The 10,764-nt window shown below is 55.1% G+C and carries 9 protein-coding genes and 5 pseudogenes; 8 read left to right on the top strand and 6 right to left on the bottom strand.

Features of this window, described 5'->3' with window-relative positions:
* Nucleotides 1-71 precede the first annotated feature (71 nt).
* Both RA167_RS13045 and RA167_RS13040 read left to right on the top strand, forming a co-directional pair.
* Complete coding sequence (locus RA167_RS13045) at nucleotides 72-374, top strand: hypothetical protein (RefSeq protein WP_338877530.1); 303 nt, start codon at nucleotides 72-74, stop codon at nucleotides 372-374.
* 81 nt (nucleotides 375-455) lie between these two features.
* Nucleotides 456-1,247, top strand: coding sequence for a cupin-like domain-containing protein (locus RA167_RS13040; RefSeq protein ID WP_175972477.1), 792 nt, complete (start codon nucleotides 456-458; stop codon nucleotides 1,245-1,247).
* A gap of 677 nt (nucleotides 1,248-1,924) precedes the next feature.
* Here the strand turns inward: RA167_RS13040 and RA167_RS13035 are convergent.
* Nucleotides 1,925-2,290 (bottom strand): annotated as a pseudogene (locus RA167_RS13035) (IS66 family transposase); the annotation flags it as partial.
* Between the two features lie 249 nt (nucleotides 2,291-2,539).
* On the opposite strand from RA167_RS13035, the pseudogene RA167_RS13030 reads away from it, so the two are divergent.
* The 3 genes and pseudogenes from RA167_RS13030 (at nucleotide 2,540) to RA167_RS13020 (ending at nucleotide 7,051) form a co-directional block, all read left to right on the top strand.
* Nucleotides 2,540-3,561, top strand: a pseudogene (locus RA167_RS13030) (IS481 family transposase).
* A gap of 22 nt (nucleotides 3,562-3,583) precedes the next feature.
* Nucleotides 3,584-4,011 (top strand): annotated as a pseudogene (locus tag RA167_RS13025) (hypothetical protein); the annotation flags it as partial.
* Nucleotides 4,012-5,035: 1,024 nt separating this feature from the next.
* Nucleotides 5,036-7,051: a sigma-54-dependent Fis family transcriptional regulator gene (locus RA167_RS13020; protein ID WP_076788606.1), complete on the top strand. Its 2,016-nt coding sequence runs from the start codon at nucleotides 5,036-5,038 to the stop codon at nucleotides 7,049-7,051.
* Nucleotides 7,052-7,299: 248 nt separating this feature from the next.
* On the opposite strand, the gene RA167_RS13015 is transcribed toward RA167_RS13020, so the two are convergent.
* Entirely contained in the window at nucleotides 7,300-7,503 is a 204-nt protein-coding gene (locus RA167_RS13015; protein ID WP_076788020.1) for a DUF6900 domain-containing protein, read from the bottom strand.
* A 101-nt stretch (nucleotides 7,504-7,604) separates the two neighbouring features.
* On the opposite strand from RA167_RS13015, the pseudogene RA167_RS13010 reads away from it, so the two are divergent.
* The 3 genes and pseudogenes from RA167_RS13010 to RA167_RS13000 all read left to right on the top strand — a co-directional run bounded on the left by RA167_RS13010 (nucleotide 7,605) and on the right by RA167_RS13000 (nucleotide 8,428).
* Nucleotides 7,605-7,846 (top strand): annotated as a pseudogene (locus RA167_RS13010) (antitoxin).
* Nucleotides 7,843-8,211, top strand: a complete 369-nt coding sequence (locus tag RA167_RS13005; protein WP_217697110.1) for a PIN domain-containing protein — start codon at nucleotides 7,843-7,845, stop codon at nucleotides 8,209-8,211. Before RA167_RS13010 ends, RA167_RS13005 begins: the two are co-directional and overlap by 4 nt.
* A gap of 19 nt (nucleotides 8,212-8,230) precedes the next feature.
* Nucleotides 8,231-8,428 (top strand): hypothetical protein, encoded by a 198-nt coding sequence (locus RA167_RS13000; RefSeq protein WP_076788019.1) that lies wholly within the window; start codon nucleotides 8,231-8,233, stop codon nucleotides 8,426-8,428.
* 34 nt (nucleotides 8,429-8,462) lie between these two features.
* Here the strand turns inward: RA167_RS13000 and RA167_RS12995 are convergent, their stop codons facing one another.
* The 4 genes and pseudogenes from RA167_RS12995 to vapB all read right to left on the bottom strand — a co-directional run.
* Complete coding sequence (locus RA167_RS12995; protein WP_076788018.1) at nucleotides 8,463-9,257, bottom strand: Fic family protein; 795 nt, start codon at nucleotides 9,255-9,257, stop codon at nucleotides 8,463-8,465.
* Nucleotides 9,258-9,693: 436 nt separating this feature from the next.
* A complete protein-coding gene (locus RA167_RS12990) occupies nucleotides 9,694-10,044 on the bottom strand; it encodes a type II toxin-antitoxin system ChpB family toxin (protein ID WP_076788017.1) in 351 nt (116 codons plus the stop codon).
* Nucleotides 10,038-10,289 carry an AbrB/MazE/SpoVT family DNA-binding domain-containing protein gene (locus RA167_RS12985; RefSeq protein ID WP_076788016.1) on the bottom strand — a complete coding sequence of 84 codons (252 nt, stop codon included), beginning with the start codon at nucleotides 10,287-10,289 and terminating at the stop codon, nucleotides 10,038-10,040. The genes RA167_RS12990 and RA167_RS12985 overlap by 7 nt, the downstream gene beginning before the upstream one ends.
* 118 nt (nucleotides 10,290-10,407) lie before the next feature.
* A pseudogene (gene vapB, locus RA167_RS12980) lies at nucleotides 10,408-10,577 on the bottom strand (type II toxin-antitoxin system VapB family antitoxin); the annotation flags it as partial.
* Between the last annotated feature and the right edge of the window lie 187 nt (nucleotides 10,578-10,764).

Below are 10,764 nucleotides of genomic sequence, written 5' to 3'. Positions count from 1 at the left end.
CACATCACAAGCGGATTAAATTTAATTATTCTCCTAGTCAATTTCATCAATTAAATTGATTGAACGTCGCAATGAACATTAGCATTATTAATGCACAAAGGGCAGCCGGAGCTGTCTCAGCGGCTGAATTACTGTACATACAGCACGTACCCAAGCTGCCGGATGAAAAAATTGTCTGGCGATGGCTTAAGATCTGGCATCTGGCATCTGGCATCTGGCATCTGGCATCTGGCATCTGGCATCTGGCATCTGGCATCTGGCATCTGGCATCTGGCATCTGGCATCTGGCATCTGGCATCTGCATCTGGCATCTGGCATCTGGCATCTGGCATCTGGCATCTATTACAAATAAAAAGTTACCAAATTTTTCGTAACTTTGAATTAACAGCAAGTTGAATTATTCTATATACATGGAGGTGAGCAATATGATCCCCCGAGTTAATTTCAACAAATTCATGACTGATTTTTTTGAAAAAAATCAACCAGCCATAATAACAAACGCACTTACCGAGTGGCACATTGAAAAACTATGGTCTCCACAATACTTAATTTCGACGCTGAAGGATAAGGTGTTGGCTGTCAATATTTCAAAAAATGGAAAATTTGATTATACCCCAGCACATGAATTTAAAAATTCCACAAAATATGATAAAAAAATAATGACCTTTGGGGATGCCGGCAGAAAAATAATTGAGGGCGACGAAAATCAATGTCTATACATAATGCAAAAATCCATACCAGAGGAATTTCCGGAGATTATGAATAATATCATAATACCAAAGTTGATCATCCCACACAATCCAATAATCAATCTTTGGTTTGGAAAAAATACTATCACGCCATTACACTTCGACATGGCAAACAATTTTTTCGCTCAACTTAATGGCAACAAAAAATTCACTATATTTTCGCCTCATGATACATGCAACCTATACCCTTATCACCATGATCTAGCTTTTTCGCACATTTCGCACGTCGACGCAAGTAATCCAAATTTATTACAGTATCCAAATTTCAGCAAAGCTCGAGCCTACAAATTTACATTGAACTTCGGAGAATTATTATTTTTACCGGCTTACTGGTGGCATCATGTCAATGCAATTGGAACTTCGATATCAGTAAGTTTCTGGTGGCCGCAAGAAATATCACAATTTTTGGAATGCCCAAATTCCATGCTAACACTCAATAACTTATACAAAGAAGATAAATTTTCATCTTTTAAAGAAAAAACACTCAAAAAAAAATAACCTTGATTTTTGCAAATTTTCAAAAATTTTATTAAAAAACAAAAAGAAATGGGCGGCATCTATTTTTGCATTAACAGCGCTAGATGAATATATAAATAGCGCCTATAGTCAACACAATGCCTTCAGAAAATCCGAACGCTCGTTCAGCAATCTACAAAATGATTTGCGCTCAGCTTGTTCGGCAATTTTAACTGACAAAACACTATCATCACAGTGTAGACGAACCCTTGAAATGGCACCTTCACTGGCATCCCATGCTCCTTACATTGACGACTCTCGAATAGCAGAAAAAGATGTTCAGGCCTTGCTAGACACTATTACCACCTTGAGTCAGAGGTAAGCAACCGGCGAATATCTCTTTTATTACCGTCACTAAAGAGTCGGCCCTGCATAAGTTAGCTGAGGCAAGCGCAGCAAGACGCTGGAGGGCGATCATGATTGAGGGAACTCCCAGAATCGCTATTGATCTGGTTGGTTTCCTGGGAGTTTGCGAGCCACGCGGATGAGCATACCCGACCTTTCCGCAGCCGTCTGGACACGATGATCGAGCTTCGTCACCCACTGACGGTGTTGGCTACAAGCATGCCGTAGGGGTCCATCGAAGCGACGTTGGCGCCCATATTTGGGCGTAAGCGCGCAATAAACCACGTGGCTTGCGCGACGCGGCCGGTTGTACGTCAGTCTGTTGAAGTGGCGAGCCGCCACGGCATCAGCGCCTCGTAATCGTCGGCAATGTTTGCGAGTGGCAATGCCTTGAACAGCGAGACGAGATAACCGTATGGTTCGACGCTATTTGCCTTACACGTTTCGATCAATGAGTACAGGTTGGCTGCGGCATTCACTCCAGCGACCGTGTCGTAGAAGAACCAGTTTTTTCGGCCGACGGTAAATGGCCTGCTCGCGTTCTCGCAAGGGTTGCTCGAGATAGGCCGGGCGCCGTTTTCGATGAAGCGGATTAGTTTTGGCCTTTGGCCCTGCAGGTAGTGCAGCGCTTTGCCGAACGCACTATGCGGCAACACTGCATGCAACTGCTTCAGGGAAAGTCATACTGACTTACGCTAGCGCGTCAGTTCGTCGATGACCACGGAATTCGTTCTGGATGCACTTGAACAGGCGCTGTACGCTGACCCGCCCCTCTTCGTTAGTACCAGCCGGCTTCTAGCAAAGTCCTTTTAAGCCAGCTCCTGGAAAGCGGCAGGAGCATCCGTTATTGTCCGACGTTTCGCTGCAAATTCTGCGGGCAAAAGGTAATTTGCGCGATTCATGGACATCGTTTCAACTAAAATGAGGCAATGGATCGAGAGATCGCCACGCGATTACGTTGGGTGTACATGTATCATGAGGCCGGCAACGTCCGCCCCGTGTGTGCTCGGTGTGGCATCTTCCGACCGACACTTCGCAAATGGCTACGTCTCTATCAGGAAGCCGGCGAAGCAGGTCTGCCATCCCAAAGCCGCCGTCCACACCGAAGTCCAAACCAGAAGGTCTCTGAGAGCGATCGAGCAGCGATCCTCCGACTGCGTGCCGAGCACAAAGGCGCGCGGCGGATCCAGAATGAGTTGCGATTGCACGAGCAAAGAGAACTATCGCTCGCAACCATTCACAAGATCTTGTGCCAGGCGCGTGTGAAGCCATTGATTCGACCCGGGCGAGCAGCGCAGCCCAAACGTTATAGCCGTCCGGTGCCGGGCGATTGCGTCCAGATGGACACGATGAAGATTGCGCGGGGCGTCATCAGTACACCGCCGGCGACGATTGTTCTCGCTTGCCCGTACTAGCCGTCTATTCGCGTAGAAATGCACGTAATACGTTGCTTTTTCTTGATCGCGTCATCGAGGAAACGCCGTTTCCGATTCAACGCATCCAGACAGATCGGGGCAGCGAGTCAGTGCAGCGGTGCCTGATGAGCGAGTGCATCAAATTCCGACCAATCCCACCACGCTCGCCACACCTCAATGGCAAGGTCGAGCGTTCGCAACTCACTGACTTGAACAAATGCTGGTCACGTCATGGCCTGACCGAAGGCGGGATCGAGGAGCAAATTGAACAGTGGCAGTTCGACTATAACTGGCGCCGCCCGCACGGATCACTCGGTGGCAAGACGCCCGTCGATCGCATCGCAGAACTGGGCGAACTGACACCTCTCGCGCAAGAGGTAGTTGGTGCCTACGATGAACTGAAAGAGCGCCTCCAACACCGCGAATGGCGAATCGACAAGGCCCTTGCTATACATCACCGGCGCGTGTTGGAACTCGTGGCTCCGATAGGCGATGCAAGTTCCAACACGCCACGAAAACGGCCCTCTAAAAAGTGAAACGATGTCCGTGAATCGAACACCTTATGGCGGTCATACGCTGGCCCAAGCGCTGCAACAGGCGTCAATCTTGAGCGAGGTCCAACCGCAGATCGCGGCTACAAGAGTTTAGCCATCGATGGTGTGAAAATCTATCACCCGGGTTTGCGTCGTGGCATCATCCGCGGCTTGCGGGCAATGATCCGGCGACGCAGTGCAATCGGGCCGGTCATTGGCCATATGAAAGCAAACGGTAAACTCGATCGCGCAACTGGTACAAAGGGGCGCTGGGAGATGCCATCCATGCAGTGCTGGGCGGCGCTGGCGCACAACGTGCGCATGATGCTCAGCAAGCTGCGGCTTTTGTACGCCCTAATCGCCGAAGACGCCGCAACGTGCCTCAGTCTCGCATCTCGCCACTCGAGAAGCTGCGATGTCCTGAAGTCGGCAAGTTTCATAGCCGCAAGCTGAGGAAAGTCGCGTGCGAACGCCTCGAAGCGCAGCTTTTCTGCAGGGGGATCGCTCTTATTCGGCAATACCTTTACGCGTATCTAGTCATCATGTCTGCGACCGTGTGTAGTTCTTGATTTTTGCGTTGGTCCCGGGGACCGGACTCGAACCGGCAAGCCGTGAAGCGGCGGATTTTCTTCACACTACGCCTTTCGGCGCCGCCGGCCTCGCGATGGCCGACGTTCGTGCGCTGGACTATGCCTTCGCCATCGCGCGGTGCCGCTCATATTACCGCGGTATCGCGCATTAGGCGCCCTCCGTCTAGTCTCTACACCTTCCTGCAAGGCCCCAGCGGGCCCCACGGGCTTGGCTCGGCGTTGCCTCGGCTCATGCGCCAGGGGGTTCGCCGAATTTGAAGGGTTCTACATCGACCGTTTCCAGCCGTGCACTCAAATTGTTAAGTCCGCTATGTTTACCAATTTCATCACCCCGGGAAAGGGCGGAGTGCATTCTACCATCCAGGCGCGCAAGAAAGAAGCCATAGTGGCACACGAAGCCACCGCCGTGGTCAGTTGAGTGGTGGAGACCATGACCGATATCAGCGCCAACTCGACCACGTAGCCGAAATTGAATATCACTATGTCTCATCCGTTAGTCAGTAACGATCCGCAATCGACGTCCAGCATATAGAAGGGCGGCTCGTTCGAGCTGAGTGTCAAGCGCCGCGTCCGGCTCGGGAAGGAGAGGCGGGGAAATAGCTCGACTACGTCTGCCATGAACTGGTAGACGCGCTCGTGCGCGCCAACTGAGCGCTAATTGCGTCAAACACGGCTCGCACGACACGCACGGACACATCATGGTCTTACCGAATCCCATGCCACTGGCGCAGCCCCCACTTCCAGGGTACTGTTTACACTTCGCATTGCCGGGCCCACGATGAACGTGATCCGGCGGTCCATGTCGAGTCGAATTTTCGGCATGGAATTGCAAAATTCCCCGGCCCGGCGTTCCGGCGATATAACCAGAATCGCACATGGAGGAGATCATGGCAGAGGATGCCCGTTATGCCGCTACCGCCTCGCAATCGAGCGAGTTCGGCTGGCTCACCCCATCGATCCAGAAATCGCACGAGCGCTCCGAAACCTATGGATTGCGCGAACTGGCGCGCCCGGACTACGACGTGCTGAGCAGCCCCGAACTTAACTTGAAGCGCGAACAGAACCGGATGCTGTGCGCACACGCGATGCCGGTGATGGAAACGTTGCATGAACAAATCGTCAACACGCAAAGCATGATTGTGCTGACGGACGCGCACGGGCTAATCCTGCACTCAATCGGCGACGACGACTTCCTGGCGCGCGCCGAAAAAGTCGCGCTGCGCCCTGGCGCAAATTGGGCCGAGGACCGACAGGGCACCAATGCGATCGGCACCGCGATCGCCGAGCGCTGTCCGATCGTCGTGCATGGCAAGCAGCACTACCTGGCAGCCAATCGGTTCCTGACCTGCTCCAGCGTGCCGATCCTCGACCCATACGGCGATCTGATCGGCGTGCTGGATGTGACCGGCGACTATCGCAGCTACCATCAGCACACGATGGCGCTAGCCAGGATGTCGGTGCAAATGATCGAAAACCAGTTGTTCACCAGCACCTTCCGCGAGACGCTGCAGGTCGCCTTCCATGCGCGCAAGGAGTTCCTCGGCACGCTGATGGAAGGCATCGCCGCGTTCACCAGCGATGGCCGCTTTCTGTCCGCGAACCGCAGCGCGCAGTTTCAGCTGAACCTGCCGCTCAGTGCGCTGCGTGCACACACATTGTCCTCGCTGTTCGGCGTGAGCAGCGCGCAACTGATGGACACGGTACGCCATTGCCATGGACAGCCGGTGTCAATGAATCTGCACAACGGCGCGGTGGTGTGCGCGCGCGTCGAGTTCAAACGCGCGCCAGTCACGCCGACCGCGTCGCCGCACGAGGCCGGCGCCGAGTTGCGCGCCACGGCGCGGAGCACGGTCCGCCTGGCCCCGCCGGCGCCGGCGTCGCAATCGCGGCTAAGCCATCTCGACACCGGCGATCCGCAAGTCGCGTCGGTGATCGCCAAGGTCCGCAAGGTACTCGGCAAGGACATCCCAGTCTTGATCAACGGCGAGACGGGGACCGGCAAGGAGTTACTCGCGCAAGCCATTCACAACGATTCGCCGCGCCGTGATGGGCCGTTTATTGCCGTGAACTGTGCGTCGATTCCGGAGACACTGATCGAGTCGGAATTGTTCGGCTACGAGGAAGGCGCGTTCACTGGCGCCCGGCGCAAGGGCTCGATCGGCAAGCTGCTGCAGGCCAACGGCGGCACGTTATTTCTCGACGAGATCGGCGACATGCCGTATCCATTGCAAGTCCGGTTATTGCGTGTCTTGCAAGAGCGCGTCGTCAACCCCCTCGGATCGAGCCGCTCGATCCTGGTCGATATCGCAATCGTTTGCGCCACCCATCGCGACTTGCGGGAAATGATCGCGCAAAACCGCTTCCGTGAAGACCTGTACTACCGGCTCAATGGACTGGTCGTCAAATTGCCGCCGCTGCGTGAGCGCACCGACCTCGCAACGGTCGTGCAACGCATGCTGCAACTGGAGTCGGGGCACGGCGCCGCCAGCGCACCGCCGCTGAGTGTGGACAGTGATGTGATGAAGCTGTTCGAGCAATGCACGTGGCCCGGCAACTTCCGGCAACTGGGCAATCTGCTGCGCACGGCAGCCGCGATGGTAGAAGATGACGGCGTGATCCGGCGCGAGCATCTGCCGGACGATTTCTTCGAAGACCTGCGTCCGGCACGAGGCGATGCGCGTGCCGTGGCTGTCGGCCCGGATGCCGTCTCTTTCGGCGGCCTCGCCCCATTGCCGCTGCACGCACGGCTGCAAGACGTCGAGGCCTGTGCGATCGCCGCCGCTATTGCGCGCCATGGCGGCAACGTGTCGGCCGCAGCCCGCTCGCTCGGGATATCGCGCAATACGATCTATCGCAAGATGCCCAGCGTGGCAGGTGCATCTGGTCCTTCGACCGATCATTAACGCCGCAGCGGAGCAGCTGCGCACCGCGCGCTGCTCCATTGACCTGTCCATGTTTGCCCTCACTGCGTCCGAATCATGCGATCAGTGTAGGTGGCGTGTTGCCTCATGGGATGATGTTACTGTCGTACATGAACGCCCCCGGCTTGCCAAGCTCTCAGTAGATGACGACGCGAGGTAAAGATTGCACCCGTACAATTGGGACCACTGATCACGTTCACCGAAATACGCAGTATGCTATGCCAGCAGCCTTAACTGTCGAGGGCGAAGTACGGTGTGCAGCCTCCGCTTTCTGCACGCTCGACCTCGAAGGCCGTAAGCAGCGCTGACCGAAGACAGTAGAGAGCAACGTTGTAAAAATCAAGGCGATCCAAGTAGCGCGTTTTGAGCGTGGGAATGTCCAGATGTTCGCATGCGATCGTCTCCAGCAACCTGTTGAGCTTAAGCACTACCATCGTCATTGCCTCACGCTGTGACTGATAACATCCAAGGTTCCCATTCCAACTTTTTCGCTATAGCGATAGATACTATTGGTACCTATCATACGAGGCACATCATGGATACAGCTAAAATGTTTTGGACCGGCCGCTCGCAGGCCATCCGCTTGCCCAAGAACTTTCGATTTGACGCTACGAGGTTCGAACCCGTCGCCACGGCGCACAGGTCATCCTAGAACCAGTACCGAACAGTTGGGACTGGCTCGCGCCGCTTATCGGTCCGCTCGATACCGAATTTGAGAGGGCTGCTACCGAACAGCCCATCGGGCAAACACGCGCAGCTTTAGATGTGTTCCAATGAAATACTTGCTTGGTGCGAATGCGATCATCGCAATTCTGAAAGGGAAACCAACCCTACTGACGCGACTACAAGCGCATACCCCCAAGGACTTTGGCTTACCACCAATCGTCGCTCATGAACTATTCTACGGTGCTTATAAAAGCCAGCATATCGATGCCAATCTCGCACGTATTGAAGCGTTGCAGTTAGAGACGCTGGCGTTTGATCGAGAGAATTGCGCAGCATGCCGGCGAAATTCGCGCACAGCTTGCAGCCGCAAGCCCCCCATTGGCCCCTACGATATGTTAATCGCCGGTCAGGCCCGCGCACGAAACCTCGTATTACACGTAACATGCGAGAGTTCATGCGTATACCGAGCCTTATGATAGAAGATTGAGAGAGCTGATGCATGGTGACCTGCCTGAAGTCGCCAGTGATGTGCGCAGCGCCGACGCTAAACGGATGCTCGAAGTAGAAACTCAGCACGGCCAGACCAAGACCTGGGCAAAGCTCTTGGCTTTTTATCCAGGAAAACTGCCCACACTGCGAGACGCCATTGTAAAAATCGGCGCGTGGACTTTCAGCATTCAGACGCGCGCGTAGCACGCATTTTCCGATCCGATTGTTTTCTTTACATCTAAAAACCGGGTGACGGCGACTTATCGTCGGACCGGTGATCCCCACGCAGACCGAGCACATCAAGGTATGCGTCGAGAGCACGCTGAACCGACGCAGCGACCAACCGCGTAATGCCACTGTAATCGCCTGTCACGCACGCCTCATCCAATGAGTCGTAGTAAGCAAGGCGATCCTCTTTACGGATAACGGCAGGTGGATAGCCAAACTTCATCAACTCGAAGTTTAGCAACAGTCGCCCCGTTCTGCCGTTACCGTCCACAAACGGGTGGATCTTTACAAACCGTGTATGCAGCTCGGCCGCACGCGTGACAGGATGCACCGTCTGCGCTTGCGCGTGCCAGTCAATGAGCGCGGCCATTTCGGCCGGCAGATGCAGGAAGTCCGGCGGCGTCGTGCTAGCGCCTGCGATTACCACGTTCTCATGGCGATACTGGCCGGCCTCTTTGTCATCGATCCCTTTCAGCACTAGGCCGTGAATGTTGCGAATCTGCCATTCGGACAGCGCCTCGTTCTTCGCGACGATCTCCTCGACGTAGAGAATAGCGTCGCGATGGTTCGTGGCCTCGAAGTGCTCACGCAGCGACTTGCCCCCCACCGTAATGCCTTCCAGTACCACTTTCGTCTCGCGCAATGTTAGCGTGTTGCCTTCGATTGCGTTCGAGTGGTACGTCCATTCCAACATCAGCTTTTCGCGCAGCGATGCGACCGTATGCGGCGGCAGTGGACGCGCCGCATCAAGCTCCGCCTTGGCGACGTTAACAGCTTCCAGCATAGGCTGTAGAGACGAATCCATCACTTTCTCTCATCACAATTTTTGACCTGCCACGCCTGCACGCGAAATCTTACAGTTTGTAGCGCCGACGGGCTTCATACCCATGACATGAATGCCGCAGGCTTCGCTCCTTCTGACGTCAAGGCTTGAGTGCGAGTCTAACGTTCGAGTCGCGAAGCGACGCCTCGGCCTGCTCGGCACTGACATTGCGTAACGAGCTGCTATTTTCCATTACCACTGAGCCGCCTGGCGATACGCGTTTTCGCGCCCGCTCTCATACAGCCGCTCGCCTGCCTTATGATGCTCGATCCAGGCACGCCAGCCGTTCTTGTTGATGACGGAAGCACCTTACATCGCAGACTAGCGCGCTTGCGGATTGTTCGCGTCGCCGACCTACCGCTGCGTGTTGCCCAGCGCGTACATCCGGTTCCAGAACTCGTTGCTCATCGCGTTTTCCTCACTCGATAATCGCCTGAAACCGAGCCAGCGCGTCCTCAACCACTTCAACCGGTGCGCGTTCGACCTTACGCGCGCCGCGCGCCTCCAAGTCGAGCATACGCGCCATGTTGACGAGCGCAACACCTTGCGTCTCAGCTCCAGAACCGCAAAGCGGTACGGCGAAGCCAGCAAAGCGAGCCAATTCGCCGCCCTGGGTGATCGGGGCAACGAGCGCCACGCCTAAGGCGTTGAACGCCGCCGGAGATAGAACGAGCGCCAGGCGAAAATCGCCTTGCTGCTCTCGCCCCACAGTCGGATTCAGGCTCACGCGCACGATATCGCCGCGCTCGAACTTGACCCGCCTCACCATGCTTCACGTCCCACCGATTTGACCTCGCCCCATGCCGCCATGTCGCCCGGAAAAACCGCCTTCGTGTCGCACTGGGCAACAAGATCGTCCAGCAAATACTTGCGGCGGGTCGGGGTCAGCATCACGCCATCCGGGCGCACGTCGGCGTTGAGCGAACTGCCGACCGACGCGTTGATCTGTTCAAGCAGCACACTCGGCAAACGAACTGCAGCGCTATTGCCCCATTTTTGAATCTTGAGTTCCATCACGACCTCCTAATGTTTATCCATTGTAGAAACACGCAACAAGATTGGCAAGCACTTTGCATCTTCAATGAAGATACCGGAAGCGCTGCGTCAAGACAGGGCCAGGCTAGTAGTAGTTCTCGGCTTTGGCCTCATTGGCAAACGAAGTCCAATTTGCCCGCACCGGACGCAGCAAGATCGTGCTTCCTTCCCGCCGGATTTCCAGTTCCGTGACGCCCTCAACTTGCATATCCTTGGGAATGCGGATCGTCTGATTCGCATTGTTTTTGAAATAGACACAGTACGCATGGTCTGCACAGCGACCTGATACGGCACGCTGTGATAGCATCGTGTTATTTTCTTCATTCTCCGTTCTCCGGTCGAGCCCCGCCATGCGCGTGTTCCTGTTCCCGATGCGTTTGCGACGTCGCCACACCGCGCGCGTGGCGGCAGACGCGCGCGCGATCCGGACGGACCGACCCGGTACCGACCTGCT

Source organism: Mycetohabitans endofungorum (assembly GCF_037477895.1).
Taxonomy (GTDB): domain Bacteria; phylum Pseudomonadota; class Gammaproteobacteria; order Burkholderiales; family Burkholderiaceae; genus Mycetohabitans.
This window is presented reverse-complemented; position numbering and strand designations above follow the sequence as displayed.

What these genes read in the sequence shown, in the direction of transcription:
- RA167_RS13045 (WP_338877530.1), top strand. Translation starts at nt 72, where the DNA reads ATGAACATTAGCATTATTAATGCACAAAGGGCAGCCGGAGCTGTCTCA.
- RA167_RS13040 (WP_175972477.1), top strand. Translation starts at nt 456, where the DNA reads ATGACTGATTTTTTTGAAAAAAATCAACCAGCCATAATAACAAACGCA.
- RA167_RS13020 (WP_076788606.1), top strand. Translation starts at nt 5,036, where the DNA reads ATGGCAGAGGATGCCCGTTATGCCGCTACCGCCTCGCAATCGAGCGAG.
- RA167_RS13015 (WP_076788020.1), bottom strand. Translation starts at nt 7,503, where the DNA reads ATGGTAGTGCTTAAGCTCAACAGGTTGCTGGAGACGATCGCATGCGAA.
- RA167_RS13005 (WP_217697110.1), top strand. Translation starts at nt 7,843, where the DNA reads ATGAAATACTTGCTTGGTGCGAATGCGATCATCGCAATTCTGAAAGGG.
- RA167_RS13000 (WP_076788019.1), top strand. Translation starts at nt 8,231, where the DNA reads ATGCATGGTGACCTGCCTGAAGTCGCCAGTGATGTGCGCAGCGCCGAC.
- RA167_RS12995 (WP_076788018.1), bottom strand. Translation starts at nt 9,257, where the DNA reads ATGGATTCGTCTCTACAGCCTATGCTGGAAGCTGTTAACGTCGCCAAG.
- RA167_RS12990 (WP_076788017.1), bottom strand. Translation starts at nt 10,044, where the DNA reads ATGGTGAGGCGGGTCAAGTTCGAGCGCGGCGATATCGTGCGCGTGAGC.
- RA167_RS12985 (WP_076788016.1), bottom strand. Translation starts at nt 10,289, where the DNA reads ATGGAACTCAAGATTCAAAAATGGGGCAATAGCGCTGCAGTTCGTTTG.